This is a genomic window from Methylobacterium sp. Leaf88, from assembly GCF_001422795.1.
Classification (GTDB): domain Bacteria; phylum Pseudomonadota; class Alphaproteobacteria; order Rhizobiales; family Beijerinckiaceae; genus Methylobacterium.
On record NZ_LMMK01000024.1, the window covers coordinates 299,036 to 322,249 of the forward strand.

Sequence of the window (23,214 nt, forward strand, 5' to 3'; positions counted from 1 at the left end):
CCGCGGGGCACCGACGCGGCCCGTCCCCCGGCACACCCTCCCCGTTCGAAACGGCCTCGATGGCGACGCTTTACCACTCTCCCTTCTGCCCGCATTCCCGCTTCATCCGCCTCGTCCTGTCCGAGATGGGCATGGAGCCGACGCTGATGGAGGAGCGTGCCTGGGACCGGCGCGAAGCCTTCCTGCTGATCAACCCGGCCGGGACGACGCCGGTGCTGGTGGAGCAGACCGGGCTCGCCGTGCCGGGAGCCGGAATCATCGCCGAGTATCTCGACGAGACCCGCGGGCTCGGCCTCAGCGGCCGGCGCCTCCTGCCCGAGACCCCGGCGGCCCGGGTCGAGGTCCGCCGCCTGCTCGACTGGTTCCTGGTGAAGTTCAACGCCGAGGTGACCGAGTACCTCGTCACCGAGAAGATCTCGAAGCGCTTCATGAACAGCGCCAACGGCGGCGGCCCGCCGGACATGAACGCCATTCGCGCCGCGCGCACCAACGTGCGCTACCACATGAAGTATATCGGCTACCTCATGTCCCGCCGGAAATGGCTGGCGGGCGACCATCTGACCTATGCCGATCTCGCCGCGGCGGCCCACCTGTCCTGCGTGGATTATCTCGGCGACGTGCCATGGGACGAGGACGAGACGGCGAGGGACTGGTACGCGCGGGTGAAATCCCGCCCGTGCTTCCGCACCCTGCTGGCCGACCGGGTGCCGGGCATGGCGCCGGCGGACCACTACGCGAACCTGGATTTTTGAACCCAAAGCGGACGCCGCAGGCCCGGGCCGCCACCAGGGCGCCCCGAACCGTCCTCGCGGGCGCCGACCTGCGTCGCGCCGTCGAGGCGCGCGCTCGCCTCCTCGGCTTCGAGGCCGTCCGCGTCACCCGGCCCGACGCCGTGCCCGAACTGAAGGCCCGGCTCCCCGCCTGGCTCGCCGCCGACCACCACGGCAGCATGGAGTGGATGGTCGAGCGGGCCGACCAGCGCGCCGACCCCGCCACCCTGTGGCCGGGGGTGCGCAGCGTGGTCATGCTCGGCATGAATTACGGCCCGGAGCACGATCCCCTGGCCCTCCTGGCCCGGCGCGACCGGGGCGCCATCGCGGCCTATGCCCAGCGGCGCGACTACCACGAGGTGGTCAAGGGCAAGCTGAAGGAGCTCGGCGGCTACCTCTCGGCCAAGGGCGACGTCCGGGTGAAGGTCTTCGTCGACACCGCCCCCGTGATGGAGAAGCCGCTCGCCGCCGCCGCCGGCCTCGGCTGGCAGGGCAAGCACACGGTGCTGGTCTCGCGCGACCTCGGCAACTGGCTGCTGCTGGGGGCGATCTACACCTCGGCCGAGCTGGAGCCGGACGCGCCGGAGGCCGACCATTGCGGCTCCTGCCGCCGCTGCCTCGACATCTGCCCGACCAACGCCTTTCCGGCGCCCTACCAGCTCGATGCGCGCCGCTGCATCGCCTACCTCACGATCGAGCATGCCGGGCCGATTCCGACGGCGTTCCGCACCGCCATCGGCAACCGGGTCTTCGGCTGCGACGACTGCCTCGCCGTCTGCCCCTGGAACAAGTTCGCCGCGGTGGCCGCCGAGGGCCGCATGGCCGCCCGCGCCGATCTCGCGGCGCCGCCCCTGGCCGAGCTCGCCGGCCTGGATGAATCTGCCTTCCGGGTCCGCTTCGCCGGCACGCCCGTGAAGCGCACGGGCCGGGACCGCTTCCTGCGCAACGTCCTCATCGCCATCGGCAACTCCGGCGAGCCCGGTCTCGCCGCGGCGGCCGAGGCGAACCTGTCCGATCCGTCGCCCCTCGTGCGCGGCATGGCGGTGTGGGCCCTCGGGCGCCTCGTCCCTCCGGGAGGGTTGCGGGCCCTTTTCAACGCCCGGGGTTTCGGCGAAACCGACGATGCCGTCCGGGCCGAGTGGCGCCTGGCCCTCGATTCCGACGGCCCCGAGACGACAGGACCCGTTGCTGCATGAACCTCTTCGTCTTCGGTCTCGGCTTCACCGCCCGGCGCTTCGTGGAGCGCGCTCGCGACCGCTTCGACGCGGTCCGCGCCACGGTCACCGATCCGGCGCGGACCGGACCCGGCGACATCGCCGCGATGCGGGCCTTCGGACCGGGTTCCGACGACCCCCGCATCGCGGCCGACCTCGCCGACACGGACGTGCTCCTCGTCTCGGCCCCTCCGGTCCGCGACCTCGACACGACCCTCGGCGTATACCGCGACGCCATCGCGAAGAGCGGCATCGGCTGGATCGGCTATCTCTCGACCATCGGCGTCTACGGCGACCACCAGGGCGCCTGGATCGACGAGGATACCGCTCCCAGTCCGGTGAGCGGGCGCTCGCAGGGGCGCCTCGCCGTCGAGGAGGCCTGGCTGGCGCTGGGCCGCGAGACCGGCAAACCCGTCCAGGTGTTCCGCCTGTCGGGCATCTACGGCCCGGGCCGCAACCCGATCGTGAAGCTGCGCGAAGGCAAGTCGCAGCGGATTATCAAGCCGGGCCAAGTCTTTAACCGCATCCACGTGGACGACATCGCCACGACGCTCCTGGCCTCGATCGACAAGCCCCGGGGCGGCGCGGTCTACAACGTCACCGACGACGAGCCGACGCCGCCGCAGGTGGTCACCGAGTACGCCGCCAAGCTCGCCGGCCTGCCGCTGCCGCCGGAGGTCGATTTCGAGACCGCCGACCTCAGCCCCATGGCGCGCAGCTTCTACGGCGAGAACAAGCGGGTCCGGAACCACCGCATCCGGGACGAACTCGGCGTCGACCTCGCCTATCCGACCTACCGCGAGGGCCTGGCCGCCCTCGTGGCGGATGCGCGAACGGCGTAGCGGCCCGGCCTGCCCCGTGGACGCCCGGGTCCGGTCGCACCGGCCATCGCGACGGTTCGGCCCGCCTCACCGAGGGACCACGCCGTGAAAATCCTCCATTCCCTTCAGGCGTTACGGGGAATCGCGGCGTGCCTGGTCGTCTACGCCCACGCCTTCGACCTCGCCAGGACCCTGAGTGCCCGGCAGCCCGTTCAGGGCCGCCTCGGCCACCTCGAGGATTTCGGAGCCGTCGGCGTCGACGTCTTCTTCGTCATCAGCGGCGTCATCATCACCCTCACGGCGCAGCGCATCGTCGATCTGCCCTCCGCGCATCGCTTCGCCCTGCGTCGCGTCCTGCGCGTCGTGCCGTATTACTGGCTCCTGAGCGGCCTCGTCGTCGGCCTGACGCTCCTGTCCGGGCTGCCCGACCCGCACCGAATTCCCGCGACGGTGCTGTTCATCCCGTTCAGTGAGCGTGGCTTCGAGATGCCGTACCTCGCCGTCGGCTGGACGCTCTGTTTCGAGATGCTGTTCTATCTCTGCGTCTATCTCGCCCGCGCCTGGCTCTTCTGGACGCCGAGGGGCCGGTTCTCCGCGGCGCTCGCCCTTTTCGCGGGACTCTTCGCCCTCGTGCGGCCCGAGCACCTCACCCTGTTCCTCCTCAATCCGGTCATCCTCGAATTCGGCTTCGGCATCGGCCTCGCGTGGCTCTACCAGCGCGGCACCGTCGGGCGCACGGATGCGGGCTATCTTCTGGCCTTCGGTCTGCTCGGCTTTGCCCTGAACCTGGTCTTCGGCTTCGGTCACGCCTCGGAACTGGAATGCACCGTCGCCCTGCCGGGGGCCGCCTACCGGGTGCTGGTCTTCGGCGTTCCGAGCGCCGGCGTGGTCGGCGGCCTGCTGCTCATGGAGCGCGCCGGCATGCGGATCGGAACGGCGCTGGAGGGCCTCGGGAACGCGTCCTACTCGATCTATCTCACCCACACGATCACGTTCGAACTCCTGCGGGCTGCGGTGGCGCGGGACAGCTTGGCGCCCGACCTCCTCGTCGCCCTGGCGCTGGTCCTCGGCGTCGCTGTCGGCTTCGTGGCCTATCACGCCCTCGAGCGGCCACTCCTGCGTGCCCTCGGAAGCCGGACGGCCCCCGCCGTCGAGGGCCGTCCGGGGCTTGCCGCCACCGGGACGGCGAGACCCTGAGCCGATGGGCCGTCAGGCAGCCCTGCGGTTCGCCGCCGGTCCGAAATGGTCGCGGTAGCGCTCCGCGATGGCCGAGACGGGCAGCACCACGAAGACGTCCGTGGTGCCGAACTGATGGTCCACCACGGCCCCGTCGCCGAAGGTGGCGCCGACGCGCAGGTAGCCCTTGATCAGCGGCGGCAGCGCCTGCAGCGCCGCCTTGGGATCCACGGCCTCACGCGCGAGGCGGTCCATGGCGACGTAGCGCTCGGGCAGGGCGCGGGCGCACCAGCCCTCCGCGGCGCGGGCATGGTGGTGCAGGAAGCTCAGGGGGAGGGCGAGGCGGTCGGGGTCGGTTCCCTCCAGGCTGGCGCAGCCCAGCATGGCGTCGATGCGGTGGTGCTGGACATAGGCCCAGATTCCGGCCCAGAGCAGTTCCACCGTCCGCTTCGTCCGGTAGGGCTTCAGCACGCAGGAGCGCCCGAGTTCGAGGAAGCGCGCCCCCGGATTGGCCGCCATCATCGGGGCGATGTCGTACTCGCCTGCGGTGTAGAAGCCGAAGTGGCTGTCGGCCGCTTCCTGGCGCAGAAGCCGATAGGTGCCGACCACCTTCGGCCGGGCCCGGCGGAAGGGCTTGGTGGCGAAGGGCGTGGTGTTCACGGCCGCGTGATCGATGACGAGGAGGTGGTCGCAGACCGCGTCGTAATCGTCGATGTCCCGGCGCGACAGCATCGCGAAGCCGCTCGGGACCGCCGACATCTCCTCGTAGAACACCCGGTAGCGCAGGCGCTGGGCCCGCCGGATCTCCGCGACGGTGGTGGCGAGGCGGACCTCCAGGGTACCGATCCGGCCGAGGGTCGGGGGGAGGCCTGGCGCGGCCAGGGGCTTCCTTAGGCGGGGCTTGAACCGGATCGGCGCCGCCCCGGGCGGGAGCAGCAGACCGCGGGGATGGAAGGCCGGCAGGCCGCCGCGTCCCGCCTCGGCGGTGCGCTGCTTCAGCCGGGCGAAGGGGGCGTGCACATGCGCCTCCCAGCCATTGAGCCACGCCATGGAGGCATCGCGCGCGAAGTTCGGGACCATCGTCCAATCCGCCCTGTCGGGACACCGAGGCGGCTCCGCGGGAGCCCCTGGCCTCGTGCCTTCGGGACGTCACAACATCACGAAGCCCACACGCTTTTATGACACGGATTGCCGTTTAGCCAGAGAGGTTTGCAACGGGAAGGACCCGGCAGCTCGGCGACCGCCCGATGGGTAGTCGCCGAAGGACCGGGCCCGCCGATCGCACACGAATGGACTCAGACGAACTGGTTCAAACCCGGGATCGAGCCGACGATCGGTCCCATCACGTCCTCTCCGGCCTTCTCGCGGCCGTAGGCGAACAGTTCCTGGCCGAGGGGCTGCATCTGGCCCATCGGCACACCGGCCGACATCAGCTTCTGGCCCAGCGCCATGACGCCGCCGCCGCCCATCATGCCGCCGAGCATGCCCATCAGGCCGCCGCCGCCTTCGCCGGCATTGGCCTCGGCGATCGTGGTCTCGGATCCCGGCAGGGCGCTGAGCAGCTGGCTCACCTCGGTGGCGGGCCCCTCCTTCTGGAGGAAGGCCAGGATATGGCCGATGGCGGTCTGGGCCGTGGCGGCGTCGAGGCCGGTCCGGTTCGTCACGCGGGCGATCAACTCTTCCATCTCAAACGGGCTCCTGGGTGGCCGGGTGTTCCGCGCGGCCGGGATTGCTGCTCGGTCGGGATGTTGTCCTTCCGGCCTCGTCGCCCCGAAATCAAGGCCGGCCCGCGAAGCGCTGGAAAATGCCGCGGTCGCGGCCCATAACCCTCACGGTCGATGCCGCCGCGCCCAGGCCGGCGAAGAGGAACGGACGGTCATGCAGGACGATGGCACGATCCTGGTCGGTAAGGCGCCGCTGAAGGACGGCAGCCTGAAGCCCGAGGGCCTAACCCTCCGGCTCGCCAATCGCCACGGCCTTGTGGCGGGGGCCACCGGCACCGGCAAAACCGTGACCCTGCAGGTCATGGCGGAAGGGTTCTCCAACGCCGGCGTCCCCGTCTTCGCCGCCGACATCAAGGGGGATCTCTCGGGCCTCGCGGCGGCCGGGGAATCTAAGCCGGTCTTCGTCGGGCGCGCCGCGGAACTGGGGATCCCCTACGAGCCCGACCGGTTCCCGACGGTGTTCTGGGACCTGTTCGGAGATCAGGGCCATCCGATCCGCTGCACCGTCATCGAAATGGGGCCGTTGCTGCTCGCGCGCCTGCTGGAGCTCAACGACACCCAGGAGGGCGTCCTCAACATCGCCTTCCGGGTCGCCGACGACAACAAGTGGCCGGTCCTCGACCTCAAGGATCTGCGGGCCCTGCTTCTCTACCTCACCGAGAACCTGAAGGCGGTCTCGGGCCAGTACGGCAACGTCTCGGCGGCCTCCGTGGGCGCCATCCAGCGCCAGCTCCTGATGCTCGAGAACCAGGGAGCGGACCGCTTCTTCGGAGAGCCGGCCCTCGACCTCAACGACTTCATGCGGGTGGACCGCGAGGGCCGGGGCATCGTCAACATCCTGGCCGCCGACAAGCTGATGCAACGGCCTCGGCTCTACGCCTCGTTCCTGCTCTGGATGCTCTCCGAGCTGTTCGAGCAGCTGCCCGAGGTCGGCGACCTCGACAAGCCGAAGCTGGTGTTCTTCTTCGACGAGGCGCACCTCCTGTTCGACGACGCCCCGAAGGCCCTCCTCGACGCGGTGGAGCAGGTGGTGCGCCTGATCCGCTCGAAGGGCGTCGGCGTCTACTTCGTGACGCAGAATCCCCTGGACGTACCGGAATCGGTCCTCGGCCAGCTCGGCAACCGGGTGCAGCACGCCCTGCGCGCCTTCACGCCCCGCGACCAGCGCGCCGTGAAGGCCGCGGCCGAGACCTTCCGCCAGAATCCCGGTTTCGACGTCGCCAAGGCCATCACCGAGCTCGGCGTCGGCGAGGCCCTCGTCTCGTTCCTGGAAGCGAAAGGCACGCCTTCGGTCGTCGAGCGCGCCCTGATCGCCCCGCCCCAGGGCCGCGTCGGTCCCATCACCCCGGCCGAGCGCGCCGAGCTCCTGGCGAAGAGCCCGGTGCGCGGCAAGTACGACCAAGCGGTCGATAACGAGAGCGCCTACGAGATGCTGGCCGCCCGCAAGGGCCTCGGCGGCGGAGCGGACGGGGCCCAGGCCGCCGAGGGGAGCCTGGGCGGAATGCTCGGCGGCTGGCTCGGGGGCGTCCTTGGCGGCAAGCCCGCCGGTAAGGGCGGCCGCCGGCCGGCCCCCGGCCTCGCCGAGCAGGTGCTCGGCAACGCCGCCCGCTCGATGGCCCGCAAGGTCGGGACCGAGGTGGGCAACGCGATCCTGCGGAACGTCCTGGGCGGCTTGACGAAGCGGTAGCTTGTCGGGCGCCGAGGCTTCGCGCCCGCATTGACAAATCACCCCGTCCCCGCCTATCCACCGCCTCTCGCGCGGCTTCCTCGACGAAGTCCGCGCGTTTCGCGTTCGCGCTCGGCCCAGGCATCAAGCCCCGATCCGGTGTCGCGGATGACCTGAACAAGAAGACGGTCCAGGCTCGCTTCGCGGCGAGCGGGAGACCGGCAGAGAACACGAAGAGAGAACGATGTTCGCAGTCATCAAGACAGGCGGCAAGCAGTATCGCGTCGCCGCCAACGACACCATCACGATCGCCACCCTCGCGGGTGAGGCCGGTTCGGCCGTCACCTTCGGTGACGTGCTCCTGTTCACGAACGGCGAAGGCGCCACTCAGGTCGGCGCGCCGCTGCTCTCGGGCATCAGCGTCACCGGCGAGATCGTCAGCCACGGCCGCGACGCGAAGGTCATCGCCTTCAAGAAGCGCCGCCGCCAGAACTCCCGCCGCAAGCGGGGCCACCGCCAGCATCACACGGTGGTCCGCATCACCGGCATCAGCGCCTGACGATCCGACCTGAGATCCAAGAATTCGGAGTAATTCCCCATGGCTCATAAAAAAGCAGGCGGCTCGTCCCGCAACGGCCGCGACTCGGCCGGCCAGCGCCTCGGCGTGAAGAAGTTCGGTTCGGAAGCCGTCATTCCGGGCAACATCATCGTGCGCCAGCGCGGCACCAAGTGGCATCCCGGCACCAATGTCGGCATCGGCACGGACCACACCCTGTTCGCCAAGGCCGCAGGTCGGGTGCTGTTCGAGACGAAGCGCGGTCGCGCTTTCGTCACCGTCGTGCCGATGCAGGAAGCCGCCGAGTAAGGCGCCGAGCCAGGGCCTTCCGCCAGGCGGGCCCGACCACCAGATGATCCCGGGGAAGATGGGAAACCGTCTTCCCCGTTGTCGTTTCGTCCAACGTGTCGCCCGTCGACGTTTCGGCGCCGCGTCCGTGCCGAGCCCCAAACCGATCCGAGTCCGCCCGTGAAATTCCTCGACGAAGCCAAGGTCTATGTCCGCTCCGGTGACGGCGGCGCCGGCTGCGTCGCGTTCCGGCGCGAGAAGTTCATCGAGTTCGGCGGCCCGAACGGCGGCGACGGCGGGCGCGGCGGCGACGTCTGGGTCGAGTGCGTCGACGGCCTCAACACCCTGATCGACTACCGCTACCAGCAGCACTTCAAGGCCAAGAAGGGCGAGCACGGCATGGGCTCGAACCGCCATGGGGCCAACGGTGCCGACGTGGTGCTGAAGGTGCCGGCCGGCACCGAGATCCTGGCCGAGGACGGCGAGACCCTGATCGCCGACATGACCCATGTCGGCCAGCGTGTACGTCTCGCCAAGGGCGGCAACGGCGGCTTCGGCAACGCCTACTTTACCACCTCGACCAACCGCGCCCCGAAGCATGCCAACCCGGGCCTGGAAGGCCACGAGCAATGGGTCTGGCTGCGCCTGAAACTCATCGCGGATGCGGGTCTCGTCGGGCTGCCGAACGCCGGCAAGTCGACCTTTCTCGCCACCGTGACGGCGGCCAAGCCCAAGATTGCCGACTACCCCTTCACGACGCTGCACCCGGGCCTTGGCGTGGTGCGCTCCGACGAGCGTGAGTTCGTTCTCGCCGACATCCCAGGCCTGATCGAGGGCGCCCATGACGGCGTCGGCCTCGGCGACAAGTTCCTGGCCCATGTGGAGCGCTGCCGGGTGCTGCTGCACCTCGTCGAAGCCACCAATGAACATGCGGGCCAGACCTACAAGCTCGTTCGGCGCGAGCTCGAAGCATACGGCCACGGCCTCGACGAGAAGCCCGAGATCGTGGCGCTCTCGAAGGCCGACGTCGTTGATCCGGACGTGCTCAAGGAGCAGGTCGCGCGCCTGAAGCGTGCCTCGAAGAAGAAGCCCCTCATCCTTTCATCGGCCACCGGCCTCGGCGTGCAGGACGCCCTGCGGGCGCTCGCCCGGGAGATGGACGCCGCCAAGCTCGCCGAGGCCGAGGCGCGGCCGGCGGAGGCGTGGCAACCCTGAGGAGGGGCAACCCGGTCTTGTGCGGCGGGCAACCGGTCGTCACAAGCGCTCCATCGTCCTCTCGCCGACGCTTCCGATGACCTCCGCCGTTCAGCCCCCCAATCTCCAAGATTTCCGTCGCATCGTCATCAAGGTCGGTTCGGCCCTCCTGGTCGACCGGACGCGCGGGCGCCTGCGCCATGCCTGGTTGAGTGCGCTCGCCGAGGACATCGCCGACCTTCATGCCAGCGGCGCCGACGTGCTGGTCGTCTCCTCCGGGGCCATCGCCCTGGGACGCACGGTGCTGGGCTACCCGCCCGGAACTCTGCGCCTGGAGGAGAGCCAGGCGGCGGCGGCCGTCGGACAGATCGCCCTGGCGCGGCACTGGTCCGAAGCTCTGGGCCATCACGGCATCGCCGCCGGCCAGATCCTGGTGACGCCGCAGGACACCGAAGAGCGCCGGCGCTACCTGAATGCCCGTGCCACGGTGCTGAAGCTCCTCGAGGTGCGCGCCGTACCCGTCGTGAACGAGAACGACACGGTGGCCACCAGCGAGATCCGCTACGGCGACAACGATCGCCTGGCTGCCCGCGTCGCCACGATGATCGGGGCCGATGTGCTGGTGCTGTTCTCGGACATCGACGGGCTCTACACCGCGCCCCCGCACACCGATCCGGCGGCGCGCCACCTGCCCCTGATCGAGCGGATCACCCCCGAGATCGAGGCCATGGCGGGTGGGCCGGCCTCGGAACTCTCCCGCGGCGGGATGCGCACCAAGGTCGAGGCGGCCAAGATCGCCGCGAGCGGCGGCACCCACATGATCATCGCCGACGGGCGCGAGAAGAATCCCCTGCGCACCATCCTCCGGGGCGGGCGCTGCAGTTGGTTCCTGTCCGGCTCGAACCCCGTCACCGCCCGCAAAAGCTGGATCGCCGGCTCCCTGGAGCCGCGTGGCATCCTCACGGTCGACGCCGGCGCGGCGCGGGCCCTCCAGGGCGGCGCGAGCCTGCTGCCCGTAGGCGTGACGAAAGTCCAGGGCGGCTTCGGCCGCGGCGACGCGGTGGTGATCCGCGACGAGGCCGGGCGCATCCTCGGGCGCGGGCTCGTGGCCTATGACAGCGATCAGGCCCTGCGCATCATCGGCCGGCCGAGCCGGGAGATCGCGGACCTCCTCACCCATCCGGGTCGGGCCGAGATGGTCCACCGCGACGACCTCGCTATGGTGTGGGAATAGCAGCTCTGTCAGCGGCGATGCTTGTTGAGACGGTATCCGGCATGGCATGACGGGCGGGAACACATAGCGGCCGCGCCCCTTTCCGCGACGGTCGCGAGGATGAAGGCCGTGCCCGTTCTGAACCTGCGAACCGATTTTGCGCCCCCCGGCGATCTCTCTGAGGAGATGAACGCCATCGGCCGGCGCGCCCGCGCCGCCGCCCGCCAGATCGCCCTCGCGCCAGCTCAGACCAAGGACACGGCCCTGCGCCTGATCTCCGAGCGCCTGCGCGCCGAGCGCGACGTCATCCTGGCCGAGAACATCCTTGACGTTGAGGCGGCTCGTGCTGCCGGCCAGACCCAGGCGCTCATCGACCGCCTCACCCTCGATCCGGGCCGTCTCAACGGCATCGCGGACGCTGTGGCCAAGATTGGCGCGCTGCCCGATCCCGTCGGACGTCAGGTCGCGGCCTTCGAGCGGCCCAACGGCTTGCTCATCGAGCGCATCGCCGTCCCGCTTGGCGTGATCGGCGTCATCTTCGAGAGCCGGCCCAACGTGACCGCTGATGCCGGTGCGCTCTGCCTGAAGGCCGGCAACGCCGCAATCCTGCGGGCGGGCTCGGACAGTCACCGTTCCGCCATGGCCATCGCCCGCGTCATGCGCGCCGGGCTCGATGCCGCCGGCCTCCCGGCCGACGCCATACAGATCGTGCCGACCCGCGACCGCGCCGCGGTGGGAGCGATGCTCACCGGCCTCAACGGGGGCATCGATGTCATCGTGCCCCGTGGTGGGCGCGGCCTGGTGGAACGCGTGCAGGCGGAGGCCCGGGTTCCGGTCTTCGCCCATCTCGACGGCATCTGCCACGTCTACGTGGCGGCCGACGCCGACCTCGACATGGCCCGTACCGTTCTGCTCAACAGCAAGATGCGCCGCACCGGCATCTGTGGGGCCGCCGAGACCCTGCTCGTCGACCATGCCTGTGCCGACACGCACCTAGCCCCCCTCGTCTCCGCCCTCCTGGATGCCGGCTGTGCCGTGCGCGGTGACGCCGCTACCCAGGCGGTCGACGACCGGGTCACCGCCGCCAGCGAGGCGGACTGGCGCACCGAGTATCTTGACGCCATCATCTCGGTACGGGTTGTCGGCGGCCTCGACGCCGCGATCGAGCACATCGAGACCAACGGCTCGCACCACACCGACGCGATCGTCACCGACGACATGACCGAGGCGACCCGCTTCCTCGCCGAAGTCGACTCGGCGATCGTGACCCACAACGCCTCGACCCAGTTCGCCGATGGCGGCGAGTTCGGCTTCGGCGCAGAGATCGGCATCGCCACCGGACGGATGCACGCGCGTGGGCCGGTGGGTGTCGAGCAGCTGACGACCTTCAAATATCGCGTTCACGGGAACGGGCAGACGCGTCCTTGACGCGGTCTCGCCTGACCCGACCGGGTCCCGATGCGCCTTGACGCGTCGGGGCCGGTGCACCTGCCCCCCGTCGCGCCGGGCCTGCGCATCGGCCTCTACGGTGGCTCGTTCAACCCGGCCCATCTCGGGCACCGGCATGTCAGTCTCGTCGCCCTGCGGCGGCTGAGCCTCGACCGCCTCTGGTGGATGGTGACGCCGGGCAATCCGCTGAAGGATCGGGGCGAACTCGCGGCCATCGACCGGCGGGTCGCCGAGGCGGACCGCGTCGCCGACCATCCACGCATCGACGTCACCGATTTCGAATCGCGGATCGGCGCGCGCTACACCCGCCAGACCCTGCGCTTCCTCACCCGCCGCAATCCATCGGTGCGCTTCGTTTGGATCATGGGCGCCGACAGCCTCGCGACATTTCATCGCTGGCAGGGATTTTTCGAGATCGCGCGCGTGATGCCAATCGCGATCATCGACCGGCCCGGCTTCACGCTGACGGCCCCGGCCGCCCGCGCCGCCCGGGCCCTGGCGCGCTGGCGTCTTCCCGAAGCGGAGGCGCCCACCCTGGCCGACAAGCCGGCCCCGGCCTGGGTCTTCCTGCACGGGCCACGCTCGACCCTCTCGTCGACGGCGCTGCGGGCCAGGACGGGGGACGGTGCCTAGGCCGGTCATGGAAAAGGCAAGAGCCACGTTCCACTTTATCCGCATACAGGGTACGATCACGGGATGACGATGGCGATTGCAGGAACCCAGACGCTGAACGACGCGGTCCATACCGGAGCCCCCGGCTCCGAAGACTCCACCAACCGGAAGATCGACGATCTCCGGAGCTTGGCTCTCGATTGCCTCGAGGACATGAAGGCCGAAGAGACGATCGAGATCGATCTGATGGGCCGGACCTCCCTGGCCGACACCATGATCATCACCTCCGGCCGCTCCCAGCGCCATGTCGGCGCCATCGCAGACCGGGTCCTGCAGGAGATGAAGTCGAAGGGGCTCGGCACTGCCCGCGTCGAGGGCCTCCCGGCCTGCGACTGGGTGCTCATCGATGCCGGCGACATCATCCTGCACATCTTCCGGCCGGAGGTGCGCGGCTTCTACAATCTCGAGAAGATGTGGGGCGCCGATCGGCCGACCAGCGATCGTCCCCTTTCCGCCGTCGCCGAGTGAGCGCCGGCACCGCTTCGTGCGCCTCCTCGTGGCGGCAGTCGGCCGCCTGAAGCCCGGACCCGAGCGCGACCTTGCCGCCCGCTACCGCGAACGGGCCGCACAGCTCGGGCGCGGCCTCGGATTCGCCGCCTGCGACATCGCCGAGATCCCCGAGAGCCGGGCTCGCCGCGCGCAGGACCGCGCCGTCGAGGAAGGAGCTGCGATCCTCGCCCATGCGGCCGCCGGCGCGGCGCTGGCGGTCTATGACGAGCGCGGCCGCGCCGATCTCACGAGCGAGACCATCGCGACGCGCGTCGGCGCCTGGCGCGATGCGGGCCGCTCCGTCCTCGTCCTCGCCATCGGGGGCGCCGACGGCCTGGACACCACCGTGCGGGACCGGGCCGAACTCAGCCTCTCGTTCGGAGCCGCCACCTTGCCGCACGGGCTTGTGCGCGTCCTCGCCCTGGAGCAGGTGTATCGCACGCTGACGATCCTTGCCGGCCACCCGTACCACCGCGGAAACCTCGACGAGCGATGAACCCGGCTACGCGACGCAGGCGAGACTGCATGAGGGGCGGCGTGCTGGCGCTCGTCCTCCTGGCGCCCCCGCTCCTCGCCGCGCCGGCCGCACTCCGCGCCGAGGAACCGGCGACGCCGGAGGCGGTTCAGAAGGCTCTCGAAGAGAAGACCCGTCGCGCCGAGAACCTCAGGCGCATCGAGGACGCCCTCACCGCCAGCACCGGGGCCCGCGCCAAGTACGAGGCGGAGATCGCCAGCATCGGCGGCGACCGGGCCAAGCTCAACACCGCGCTTCTGGACGCTGCGCGCCAGGCGCAGGCCACCGAGGTCCGGATGAGCCGGCTGGAGGAGCGCCTCAAGACGCTCGGTGCCAGCGAGGCGGCCTTGCGCCGCTCGCTGGATTCCCGCCGCGGCGTGATCGCGGAAATCCTGGCGGCCCTGCAGCGGATGGGGCGGCGGCCGCCCCCCGCCGTGCTGGTGCGGCCGGAAGACGTGCTCGCCGTGATCCGTACCTCGATGCTGCTCGGGGCCGTGGTGCCCGAACTGCGCGGTGAGGCCGAGACCCTTGCCGCCGACCTCTCCGAACTCGTGAGGCTGAAGGGCCTCATCGCAGCCGATCGCGAAGGATTGACCAACGATCTCGCGGGCTGGGCCCGCGAGCAGCAGCGCCTGAACGCCCTCATCGCCGCGCGCCGCACCCGTCAGGCCGAAGTCGAGAGCGGCCTCGCGGCCGAGCGGACCCGCACGGCCGAGCTGTCGGTACAGGCCCGCAGCCTCAAAGATCTCCTCGACCGGATGGAGGGGGAGGTCGCCTCCGCCCGCCGGGCCGCGGAGGAGGCCAAGGCCGCCGAGACCCGCGAGGCCCGGGCGACGCAGGAGCGCTTCGCTGCCGCCGGGGCCCGGGATCCTGCCCGGCTTTCGCCGAAGGTGCGCTTCGTCGACACCCGTGGCGACCTGCCGCGTCCGGTCAGCGGGGCGCTCCTGCGCAGCTTCAACCAGCCCGACGGCAACGGCGGCACCACCCGCGGCATATCGCTCGCGACACGGCCGAAGGCCGTGGTTTCGTCACCGGCCGATGGCTGGGTGTCCTTCGCCGGGCAGTTCCGCTCCTACGGGCGACTCTTGATCATCAACGCCGGCGATGGCTACTATCTCTTGTTGGCGGGGATGGACCAGATCAACGTCGAAGTCGGCCAGTTCGTGCTCGCGGGCGAGCCGGTGGCGGCGATGGGGGAGGGCGGTACCGGCGCCGATGCGGCAGCCGCGGATCGCGGCGATCCGGTCCTGTACGTAGAGTTCAGAAAAGACGGCGGCTCCATCGATCCGGAGCCTTGGTGGGCGAAAAGCCCCAGCGAGAAGGTTCGCGGATAATGCGCAAGGTTTCCCTCGTTCTGCTCGGCGCGTTCCTCGGCGTCGGGTCCTCCATGGTGGCGACCCAGACCCGACTGCTCTCGGGGACGAGCGCGGTCGCGGCCTCCGCGGAGACCTACCGCCAGCTCAGCCTGTTCGGCGACGTGTTCGAGAAGGTGCGCACCGACTACGTCGAGAAGCCCGACGAGGCGAAGCTGATCGAGGCGGCCGTCAACGGCATGCTGACCTCGCTCGATCCGCATTCGAGCTACATGGATGCCAAGAGCTTCCGCGACATGCAGGTGCAGACCCGCGGCGAGTTCGGCGGCCTCGGCATCGAGGTCACGATGGAAGACGGCCTGATCAAGGTCGTGACCCCGATCGACGACACGCCCGCCTCGAAGGCCGGTATCCTTACCAACGACGTCATCACGCAGATCGACGAGGATCAGGTCCAGGGTCTGACCCTGAATCAGGCCGTCGACAAGATGCGCGGCCCGGTGAACTCGCCGGTGAAGTTGAAGATCAGCCGCAAGGAGTCGAAGGACCCGATCGAGGTCACGCTCAACCGCGACGTGATCAAGATCAAGCCCGTGCGCTCCCGCGCCGAGGGAGGCGACGTCGGCTACATCCGCCTGACCCAGTTCAACGAGCAGACCTTCGACGGTCTGCGTGCGGCGATCGACAAGCTGAACACCGACATCGGCGCCGACAAGCTCAAGGGTTACGTGCTGGATCTCCGCAACAATCCGGGCGGTCTCCTCGACCAGGCCGTGATGGTGTCGGACGCCTTCCTCGACCGGGGCGAGATCGTGTCCACCCGCGGCCGCAACCCGGACGAGACGCAGCGCTTCTCGGCCAAGGCCGGCGACCTGACCAAGGGCAAGCCGATCGTCGTGCTGGTGAACGGCGGCTCGGCCTCGGCCTCCGAGATCGTGGCCGGCGCCCTGCAGGATCACAAGCGCGCCACGGTCCTCGGCACGCGCTCGTTCGGCAAGGGCTCGGTGCAGTCGATCATTCCGCTGGGCGGCAGCGGCGCCCTGCGTCTGACCACCGCCCGCTACTACACGCCGTCGGGCCGCTCCATCCAGGCCAAGGGCATCGAGCCGGACCAGGAGATCCTGCAGGAGGTGCCGGACGAGCTGAAGGGCAAGGACGAGACGAAGGGCGAGGCCGGCCTGAAGGGGCACCTGAAGCAGAAGGACGTCGAGGAGCGCGGCGGTTCGTCCGCCTACGTCCCGCCGGACCCGGCCAAGGACAAGCAGCTCATCGCCGCTTTCGACTTCCTGCGTGGGATCCAGAAGGGCGCGGCCAACACGCCGAAGGCCGCCGTCCCGAACTAAGCGCGATCCGCGGCGCCTTAGCGAAGCGTTAACCATGGCGGCCCCCAATGTCGGTTCAGGACCGACGCTGGGGGCCGTGGCCGTTTCGGCCAGTCCCTCAGCGATCCCCGGTCCGGGAGCCTGGGGAAGCGGCTGCGCGTGGCCACCGACGACATCCTGACCCGTCCGCTCGGCGGCAAGCCGACCGCCGGCCAGCGTCTGCGGGCGCTGCGGCAGGTGCGGGTGACCGCCCCGATGGTGCTCGGCGGCCTCGTGGCGGGCTTCGTGCTCGGCGCCAGCATCCTCGTCGTGGCCGGGGATCCCGAGGGCGGCGAGCCCAGCGCCGTGGCGGTCATCGCGCTCCGCGAACCGGTCCTACCGGAGCCGGCCGTACAGGCATCGAAGCCCGAGGCCGCGAAATCCGGTCCAAGCAGCGCCAGCGACGTCGAGACCGCCTCCGGCGTCACCGTCGTTCGCCCGACGGGCACGGCCGCCCCCACCGATGCGGTGGTCATCCAGGTTCCGTCCACGACCCCGGTGAAGCTGAGCGCCGCTCCGGATCCGCGGCTCGTCGAACGCGGCCGCCACGGCAACATCCCCCGCCTCGGCGAGGGGCGCCTGCGCCCTCTCGACGTCTACGCACGGCCGGATCCCGGTGGTTCCGGGCCCCGCATCGCCATCCTGGTCTCGGGCCTCGGGATCGGCCAGGCGGCGACCGCCAGCGCTATCACCCGCCTGCCCCCGGCGATCAGCCTGGGCTTCGCGCCCTATGGCAGCGACCTCGAGCGGACCGTCGCCCGGGCCCGCGAGGCCGGACACGAGGCCCTGCTCCAAGTGCCCATGGAGCCCTTCGACTATCCCGACAGCGATCCTGGTCCCCAGACGCTTCTCACCAGCTCGCGCCCGCCGGAGAATCTCGATCGCCTGAGCTGGGTGATGAGCCGGTTCTCGGGCTTCGTCGGCATCGTCAACTACATGGGTGCGAAGCTCACCAGCGATCCGGCTGCCCTGGAGCCGGTCCTGCGCGAGATCGGGGCCCGGGGCCTCGGCTTCGTCGACGACGGCACCTCCCCGCGCTCGATCGCCCCCGCGCTGGCCGCCAAGGGGAAGGTGCCCTTCACCCGGGCCGAGATCGTCCTCGACGCCCTGGCGCGACCCGAGGCCATCGACCGGGAACTGGCCCGGCTCGAAGCGCAGGCGCGTCAGAAGGGTTTCGCCTTCGGCTCCGCCTCTGCCCTGCCGATGAGCATCGATCGAATCGCCCGCTGGGCCGCCGAGGCGGAGGCGCGCGGCATCCGCCTCGTTCCCGTCAGCGTCGCCCTGCGTGGGAGCGGCGCAAGTACCCGGCTCACCAGCGCCAAGCCCTGAGACATCCGGAGTAATGGATCGGGCCGGGCGACCCGGCTCGGAATTGCGCTGCGGCGCCGTTTCGTGCGTTGCGGCACATGCCCCGCCTGCCTATGGTCGCCGCCATGACCGCATCCCCGTTCGCCGACGGCGCCGACCTTCCCTACCGTCCCTGCGTCGGCATCACGCTGATCTCGCGCGCCGGTCTCGTCTTCATCGGGCGGCGGCGGGCCGATGCCGGGCCGGAGCACGTGGCGGACGGACGGGCCTGGCAGATGCCCCAGGGCGGGATCGACGAGGGGGAGGATCCGGAAGCGGCCGCCCTGCGGGAGCTGTACGAGGAGACCAACGTCTCGGCCGGCTCCGTGGTGCGCCTCGGCGAGACCCCGGGATGGCTCTCCTACGATCTGCCCCAGGAGGTGCTGAAGCAGGCCTGGAAGGGGCGTTACCGCGGCCAGACGCAGAAGTGGTTCGCCTTCGGCTTCCTCGGTTCGGACGACGAGATCGACGTCGCAACGCCGGGCAACGGTGCCTTCACGTCCGAGTTCGATGCCTGGCGCTGGGAGCCGATCGCCGGGTTGCCGGATCTGATCGTGCCCTTCAAGCGGCCGGTCTACGAAGGCGTGGTCGACGCTTTCTCCGGGTTCACGACGTGGCGCGTCCCGGCGTGACGGCCTGACGCCCGATGCGGTGGTGGTCGATCCCGATCCTCTTGGTGCTCGGCTGGTTCGCGTACACGCTGACGCCGCTCTGGGCGCTCTACGACATCGCCCGCGCGGTCCAGGCGCACGACACCGACTACATCACCCAGCACGTCAATTTCCGATCCCTGCGCCTCTCGGTGATCCGACAGGCCGCCGCGGCGGCCCAGGCGCGGGATCCCGCCGCGCCGGATGCGGAGCCCCGGGAGCGCCAGCGCATCGCCGAGGCCGCTGCGGCCCTGGCAATCCCGATCGCCGAGGCCCTGGTCACGCCCAGGACGGTCGTCGACCTCCTCGATGACGGGTGGCCGCAATCGGTGGAATTTGGCCGCGACGGGCCGGAGCAGAAATCGGGGGGCGGGGGCCTGCGGATCGAGACCCTGCGCCGGCTGATCCCGTTCTATCTCGCTTCCGAGATGCGGGGCTTCCGCACCGTGGTCGTCGGCGTGCCGCCGGAGGCGGGCCGGGACCGCCGCCTGCGGATCCGCCTGCGCCTGCGCGCCTGGACCTGGCGCATCGTCGACATCGAGCTGAACGACGAGCTGCGCGAGCGCATCGCCCAGGCCTTCGCGCGCACCGGCGCGAAGGCGCGCTGAGGCCGCCCCGGCGGCTAGATCTCGTCCTCCGTGCCGCGGTTGGTGAACCGAGCGTTGCCCAGGCCGGTGCCGATGGTGAGTACCCCCCATCGGGTCACGTCCGTCCGGTGCGGAACTTCGCTGAGGCCCTGCACCACGGCATCGTTGTGCATGACAACCATGGTCGGATGCTCGCCGATCCGGGGGATCGCGGCCGTCACCCGCTCGGCGAGATTGAAGTCACGGCCCTCCCAGTTGCCGGGCAGGTTCTGGCCCCCGCGATCGATCGTGCCGTCGGCTTCGATCATGCCGGGACAGCCGATGCCGACGAACGGAGCCAGCGTCAGGCTGGCGCGGTCCGCCCGGCGGATCAGGTCGCCGAGCATGCCCACGAGGCGCTCCACCGCTTCGTCGCGGCTCGGCATCGGGTCCTCGTCGCAATGGCGCCAGATCTCAGAGCGCCAGACCTCGCTGCGCGAGAGGTCCGCGGCCTTCCTCAGATTCGTAACCACGACGCCCGCGCGGATGTTGCTGCCGCCGATGTCGACGGCCAGCAGGCTGTCGTATCCGGAGAACATCCAGGACGGCGCCAGGTGCACCGCGCCGATCAGGCCGCCCTCGTCGGGATGGTGCCGGATCGGTTCGAGGGTGATGCCGAGGCCCCCGGCGCGCAGAAGGTAGCCCGCCCGCGCGACCGCGAGGCGGCCGGCCCGGCTGTCGCTGAAGCCCCCGCCAACCACGATCGCCTGCGTTCCCTCCCAGCCGTCCTGGCCGAGGAAGAGGCGGGCCACGCGGGCGAGTTCCTGCGCGAAGTCCTCGATGGCGCTGAACACCACGCCCGCGGCGAGGGGATCCTCGCCGAGGAGGATCTGGTCGATGCGGCGCTTGGAGAAATCGCAGCTCGCCTTGTCGCCCAGCGGATCGGCGCCCACGGCGCGCAGGCGCTCCCGGCACGCTTCCAGCATCTCGCGGAACGCAGACTTCGAAACCCGGTCGCCGATGAAGCCGTCGCCGTCCTTCAGCTCGATGTTGTAATCGTCGACCACCACCGACGGCAGCCGTTGCGCCGCGTGCGCGATGCCCGCCTCGCGGATCTGAGTGTCCTTCGCCATGCCGCTCCGCTTGCCCCTCGTCGTGTCGTTCTGCGCAGCTCAACGCACGGCGCGTTCATTTGGGCTTGGCGGTTTCGGCCGGGGCCGGCGCTTTCGGCTCGCGGGCCTCCATCAGGTCCTCGGCCTTGTCCTCGTCGGTATCGCCGCCGCGCTCGATGGTCTTCTCGGGGTTCGCGGCGAGGGCCCGCACGATCTCGACCAAGCGCTCGCACTCGGCGGCGTACTTGTAGGTCTCCAGCACGATGGCCGCGTCGCGCAGGGTGCGCAGGTCGCGCACCGTCTGCTTGTTGGCCGTCTCGCGCAGCTCGGCCTTGGCCGCGATGGCCTCCTCAAGCTTGGCGCCCTTCACGTCGCAGGCGGCCGAGGCCGTCGCCGTGCCGGCCAGGAGGACGAGGAGAGGGAGGAACAGATTGCGCATGGGAAGGCTCCGGGCTCCGGCGGCCGAACCCGCGCCGCGCGCGGTCCGGTCTCAACCGTGGTGGGGGTGGGGACGCAGGATCTCGTTGGCGAGGGCCACGAGATGGCTCAGGCGGTAGGGCTTCGGAACGAAGACGGATTGGGTGACGGCCTCGGCCTGCGAGAGGTGGCCGCGTCCACCGGAGGTGTAGACCACCGGCAGGTTCGGCAAGTAGCGGCGCGCGCGATGCGCCAGGGCGATCCCGTTCGTGTTGCGGGCCAGATCGATATCGGTGAAGAGCAGGTCGACGCGCTCCCGCGCCAGGATGTCCTCCGCCGCGTCGGCATCGGCGGCGGTGAGGACGCGGTAGCCCTCGTCGAGCAGCGCCTCGGCGGCGAGCTCGCAGACCATGGCTTCATCCTCGACCACCAGGACGGTCTCGGCGGCGGCGCGCGGGTTGAAGGCGGGATGGGCGGGAAAGGCGCAGGCGAAGGAAATCATGACGCAACTCCTACTCATCCGGCGTGAGCCCCTGGGGGCCGAGCCGGATCGCAAGACAAACGGGTCGCCGAGGCGCATCGTTCGCCGCCGATCACTCCAATTGCGCGGACTTGGTAAGCGAAGCTTTAACCCTGCGGCGGTGCCGGTGAGCGGGTGCGCGTTGCGTCCATGACCCGTCCCTGGCATCTCGGCTTCGGCCTCGTCCTCACGGCCCTGGCCGGCTACGTGGACGCCCTCGGGTTCATCAGGCTCGGCGGCCTCTACACCTCGTTCATGAGCGGGAACACGACCCAGTTCGCGGTCTCCCTCGGGTACGGCGACCCGCACCACGCTCTTCTGCCGGCCCTGCTGATTGCGGCCTTCCTCACGGGCGGCATCTGCGGCGGCGGCCTCTCGGCCCTGACGCCCGCGCGCTGGGTCACCCCGGTCATCCTCGGCTTCGAGACCGCGATCGTCGGCGCCGCCTTCGAGGCCGCCACGGCCGCGCCGGATTCCGGCATCGCCTCGCTGATGCTGGCCTTGGCGATGGGCGCGCAGAACGCTGTGCTGTCCCATGTCCAGGGCTTCCGGGCCGGGACCACCTTCGTGACCGGCGCCCTGTTCGGGTTCGGCCAGAAGCTCGCCCTGGCGCTCGCCCGGCGCGGTGCGCGCACCGCCTGGATCGGCGACGGCGTCGTCTGGCTCGCGCTCCTCGTCGGATCCGTGGCCGGAACGGTCGCCTACGGAAGGCTGGCGTTGTATGCCCTCGCCATTCCCGCCGGCATCGCCGGCCTCCTCGCGCTCGTCGCGACGGTCCTGACGGCGCGCGGCGCCGGCGAAGGCCGCCGTCGCCAAGTGAGCCCGCGAGCCCCTGGTTGAGAGACCCGTTGCGATGAGTGTCCCCTCCCTCCTCGATCACGTGACGCCGCTGGCGGCCGGTGCCCACGTCACCGCCACGGTCTGGTTGAAGGACACCCTGGCCCTCGCCCTCGGGGACGGCGGCGTGCTCCTGGCCTCCGGCGCCGAACTCCGCCGGGTCGAGGCGCATCCGGAGGCCGGCATCTTGGTGGCGGCCGGCGACGGCCGCCGCCTCGTCACCGGCGGCGACGATGGCCGGGTGGTGGCGACCTCCGACGCGGGCGACGTCGTCGAGGTCGCCCGCGCAAAGAACGGTGCCTGGATCGACGCCCTTGCCCTGCATCCCGAGGGCGGCCTCGCCTATGCGGCCGGGCGCAATGTCGTCGCCCGCGACGCGAAGGGGCGGGAGAAGACCTTCGCGGCGCCCTCCACCGCCCGCGGCCTCGCCTTCGCGCCCAAGGGCTACCGTCTCGCGGTGGCGCACTACAACGGCGCCACCCTCTGGTACCCCAACCTCGACACCGCGCCCGACTTCATCGAGTGGAAGGGCTCGCATATCGACGTGACCTGGTCGCCGGACGGCCGGTTCGTCGTGACGACGATGCAGGAGAACTCCCTGCACGGCTGGCGTCTGCAACCCGACCGGGGCCACATGCGGATGTCGGGATACCCTGCGAAGGTGCGCTCGGTCTCCTGGTCGGGCGACGGACACTGGCTCGCGACCAGCGGCGCCGAGGCCGCCATCGTCTGGCCCTTTGACTCCAAGGAAGGCCCCACCGGCAAGGCACCCCGCGAGTGCGGCGTGCGGCCCGCCCGGGTCTCGCGGGTGGCGTTCCACCCCAAGGCCCTGGTCCTGGCCATCGGCTACGAGGACGGCTGCATCCTGCTCGTGCGCTTCGCCGACGCCTCGGAACTGCTGGTCCGGCCCGCGGTGAAGGGCAGCGCCATCTCGGCCCTGGCCTGGGATGGGCGCGGCAGCCGCCTCGCCTTCGGCTGCGCCGACGGGCAGGCCGGCCTCCTGACTCTCCCGGCCTGACCCCGATGGCTCTGTTCGGCTTCGGCAACCGCCGCCCGCCGGCGGATCAGGAGGCCCGCGCGGCGATCGTCGATTGGGTCCGCCGCTGCGGCGGTCTCGAAGAGGCCATCACCGTCAAGGCGAGCGAGATCGTCTGTGCCGACCCGGCCTGCCCGGGTATCGAGACCGTCATCCTGATCCTCGCCCCCGGGCTCCCGACCCGCGCCCTGAAGGTAGGCCGCCCCCTGCCCGACGTGACCGAAGCGGACATCGCCGCGGCGTTCGCCGGGGAGGGAACGGCGTCGCAGGGCTGAGCGGGGCGCCGGAACCCGCCGCGCCGTCGGGCTC

26 protein-coding genes are annotated in these 23,214 nt (G+C 70.5%); 21 read left to right on the forward strand and 5 right to left on the reverse strand.

What is annotated here, in order from left to right:
• Positions 1-59 precede the first annotated feature (59 nt).
• The 4 genes from ASF20_RS15720 to ASF20_RS15735 all read left to right on the forward strand — a co-directional run bounded on the left by ASF20_RS15720 (position 60) and on the right by ASF20_RS15735 (position 4,002).
• Positions 60-752 (forward strand): glutathione S-transferase family protein, encoded by a 693-nt coding sequence (locus ASF20_RS15720; protein WP_056215114.1) that lies wholly within the window; start codon positions 60-62, stop codon positions 750-752.
• Between the two features lie 68 nt (positions 753-820).
• Positions 821-1,966 (forward strand): tRNA epoxyqueuosine(34) reductase QueG, encoded by a 1,146-nt coding sequence (gene queG / locus ASF20_RS15725; protein ID WP_082501377.1) that lies wholly within the window; start codon positions 821-823, stop codon positions 1,964-1,966.
• A complete protein-coding gene (locus tag ASF20_RS15730) occupies positions 1,963-2,826 on the forward strand; it encodes an SDR family oxidoreductase (RefSeq protein ID WP_056275561.1) in 864 nt (287 codons plus the stop codon). Before queG ends, ASF20_RS15730 begins: the two co-directional genes overlap by 4 nt.
• An 84-nt stretch (positions 2,827-2,910) precedes the next feature.
• Complete coding sequence (locus ASF20_RS15735; RefSeq protein ID WP_056275564.1) at positions 2,911-4,002, forward strand: acyltransferase; 1,092 nt, start codon at positions 2,911-2,913, stop codon at positions 4,000-4,002.
• A gap of 12 nt (positions 4,003-4,014) precedes the next feature.
• Here ASF20_RS15735 and ASF20_RS15740 read toward each other — a convergent pair whose 3' ends face one another.
• Together ASF20_RS15740 and ASF20_RS15745 are read right to left on the reverse strand one after the other, a co-directional pair.
• Positions 4,015-5,061 (reverse strand): GNAT family N-acyltransferase, encoded by a 1,047-nt coding sequence (locus tag ASF20_RS15740; RefSeq protein ID WP_056275567.1) that lies wholly within the window; start codon positions 5,059-5,061, stop codon positions 4,015-4,017.
• A gap of 215 nt (positions 5,062-5,276) precedes the next feature.
• The gene (locus tag ASF20_RS15745) at positions 5,277-5,711 is read right to left on the reverse strand and encodes a DUF2267 domain-containing protein (protein ID WP_274534728.1); all 435 of its coding nucleotides are present in this window, start codon (positions 5,709-5,711) and stop codon (positions 5,277-5,279) included.
• 148 nt (positions 5,712-5,859) lie between these two features.
• On the opposite strand from ASF20_RS15745, the gene ASF20_RS15750 reads away from it, so the two are divergent.
• The 14 genes from ASF20_RS15750 to ASF20_RS15815 all read left to right on the forward strand — a co-directional run bounded on the left by ASF20_RS15750 (position 5,860) and on the right by ASF20_RS15815 (position 19,025).
• Positions 5,860-7,392: a helicase HerA-like domain-containing protein gene (locus tag ASF20_RS15750; protein WP_056275570.1), complete on the forward strand. Its 1,533-nt coding sequence runs from the start codon at positions 5,860-5,862 to the stop codon at positions 7,390-7,392.
• A 223-nt stretch (positions 7,393-7,615) separates the two neighbouring features.
• Positions 7,616-7,930: a 50S ribosomal protein L21 gene (gene rplU, locus ASF20_RS15755; protein ID WP_056215136.1), complete on the forward strand. Its 315-nt coding sequence runs from the start codon at positions 7,616-7,618 to the stop codon at positions 7,928-7,930.
• Positions 7,931-7,969: 39 nt separating this feature from the next.
• Positions 7,970-8,236 carry a 50S ribosomal protein L27 gene (rpmA, locus tag ASF20_RS15760; RefSeq protein ID WP_056179428.1) on the forward strand — a complete coding sequence of 89 codons (267 nt, stop codon included), beginning with the start codon at positions 7,970-7,972 and terminating at the stop codon, positions 8,234-8,236.
• A 159-nt stretch (positions 8,237-8,395) separates the two neighbouring features.
• The gene (obgE, locus tag ASF20_RS15765) at positions 8,396-9,430 is read left to right on the forward strand and encodes a GTPase ObgE (RefSeq protein ID WP_055947820.1); all 1,035 of its coding nucleotides are present in this window, start codon (positions 8,396-8,398) and stop codon (positions 9,428-9,430) included.
• A 76-nt stretch (positions 9,431-9,506) separates the two neighbouring features.
• Complete coding sequence (gene proB / locus ASF20_RS15770; RefSeq protein WP_056215418.1) at positions 9,507-10,643, forward strand: glutamate 5-kinase; 1,137 nt, start codon at positions 9,507-9,509, stop codon at positions 10,641-10,643.
• Positions 10,644-10,751: 108 nt separating this feature from the next.
• Positions 10,752-12,050, forward strand: coding sequence for a glutamate-5-semialdehyde dehydrogenase (locus ASF20_RS15775; RefSeq protein WP_056275714.1), 1,299 nt, complete (start codon positions 10,752-10,754; stop codon positions 12,048-12,050).
• Between the two features lie 30 nt (positions 12,051-12,080).
• The gene (locus ASF20_RS15780; protein ID WP_056275573.1) at positions 12,081-12,704 is read left to right on the forward strand and encodes a nicotinate-nucleotide adenylyltransferase; all 624 of its coding nucleotides are present in this window, start codon (positions 12,081-12,083) and stop codon (positions 12,702-12,704) included.
• Positions 12,705-12,767: 63 nt separating this feature from the next.
• Entirely contained in the window at positions 12,768-13,211 is a 444-nt protein-coding gene (rsfS, locus tag ASF20_RS15785) for a ribosome silencing factor (protein ID WP_082501367.1), read from the forward strand.
• 16 nt (positions 13,212-13,227) lie between these two features.
• The gene (rlmH, locus tag ASF20_RS15790; protein WP_056275575.1) at positions 13,228-13,728 is read left to right on the forward strand and encodes a 23S rRNA (pseudouridine(1915)-N(3))-methyltransferase RlmH; all 501 of its coding nucleotides are present in this window, start codon (positions 13,228-13,230) and stop codon (positions 13,726-13,728) included.
• A gap of 29 nt (positions 13,729-13,757) precedes the next feature.
• Positions 13,758-15,080: a peptidoglycan DD-metalloendopeptidase family protein gene (locus ASF20_RS15795; RefSeq protein ID WP_244476451.1), complete on the forward strand. Its 1,323-nt coding sequence runs from the start codon at positions 13,758-13,760 to the stop codon at positions 15,078-15,080.
• Positions 15,080-16,402 carry a S41 family peptidase gene (locus ASF20_RS15800; RefSeq protein WP_056215148.1) on the forward strand — a complete coding sequence of 441 codons (1,323 nt, stop codon included), beginning with the start codon at positions 15,080-15,082 and terminating at the stop codon, positions 16,400-16,402. The genes ASF20_RS15795 and ASF20_RS15800 overlap by 1 nt, the downstream gene beginning before the upstream one ends.
• A 138-nt stretch (positions 16,403-16,540) precedes the next feature.
• Positions 16,541-17,749 (forward strand): divergent polysaccharide deacetylase family protein, encoded by a 1,209-nt coding sequence (locus ASF20_RS15805; RefSeq protein ID WP_056275580.1) that lies wholly within the window; start codon positions 16,541-16,543, stop codon positions 17,747-17,749.
• Positions 17,750-17,841: 92 nt separating this feature from the next.
• Complete coding sequence (locus ASF20_RS15810; RefSeq protein WP_056275718.1) at positions 17,842-18,399, forward strand: RNA pyrophosphohydrolase; 558 nt, start codon at positions 17,842-17,844, stop codon at positions 18,397-18,399.
• Positions 18,400-18,413: 14 nt separating this feature from the next.
• Complete coding sequence (locus tag ASF20_RS15815; protein WP_056215156.1) at positions 18,414-19,025, forward strand: DUF2939 domain-containing protein; 612 nt, start codon at positions 18,414-18,416, stop codon at positions 19,023-19,025.
• A gap of 14 nt (positions 19,026-19,039) precedes the next feature.
• Here the strand turns inward: ASF20_RS15815 and ASF20_RS15820 are convergent, their stop codons facing one another.
• From ASF20_RS15820 to ASF20_RS15830, 3 genes are read right to left on the reverse strand one after another with little or no spacing between them, the layout of a single operon-like run.
• Positions 19,040-20,116, reverse strand: coding sequence for an ROK family protein (locus tag ASF20_RS15820; protein ID WP_056215160.1), 1,077 nt, complete (start codon positions 20,114-20,116; stop codon positions 19,040-19,042).
• A 55-nt stretch (positions 20,117-20,171) separates the two neighbouring features.
• Positions 20,172-20,534, reverse strand: coding sequence for a hypothetical protein (locus tag ASF20_RS15825; RefSeq protein WP_056215163.1), 363 nt, complete (start codon positions 20,532-20,534; stop codon positions 20,172-20,174).
• A gap of 51 nt (positions 20,535-20,585) precedes the next feature.
• The gene (locus ASF20_RS15830; protein ID WP_056215166.1) at positions 20,586-21,014 is read right to left on the reverse strand and encodes a response regulator; all 429 of its coding nucleotides are present in this window, start codon (positions 21,012-21,014) and stop codon (positions 20,586-20,588) included.
• A gap of 168 nt (positions 21,015-21,182) precedes the next feature.
• Here ASF20_RS15830 and ASF20_RS15835 point away from each other — a divergent pair, with 168 nt between their 5' ends.
• From ASF20_RS15835 to ASF20_RS15845, 3 genes are read left to right on the forward strand one after another with little or no spacing between them, the layout of a single operon-like run.
• On the forward strand, positions 21,183-21,872 hold the full coding sequence (locus ASF20_RS15835) for a YoaK family protein (protein WP_056275583.1): 690 nt from the start codon (positions 21,183-21,185) through the stop codon (positions 21,870-21,872).
• Positions 21,873-21,885: 13 nt separating this feature from the next.
• Positions 21,886-22,887 (forward strand): hypothetical protein, encoded by a 1,002-nt coding sequence (locus tag ASF20_RS15840; RefSeq protein ID WP_056215174.1) that lies wholly within the window; start codon positions 21,886-21,888, stop codon positions 22,885-22,887.
• Between the two features lie 5 nt (positions 22,888-22,892).
• Positions 22,893-23,180, forward strand: coding sequence for a hypothetical protein (locus ASF20_RS15845; RefSeq protein ID WP_056275586.1), 288 nt, complete (start codon positions 22,893-22,895; stop codon positions 23,178-23,180).
• Positions 23,181-23,214: the final 34 nt, after the last annotated feature.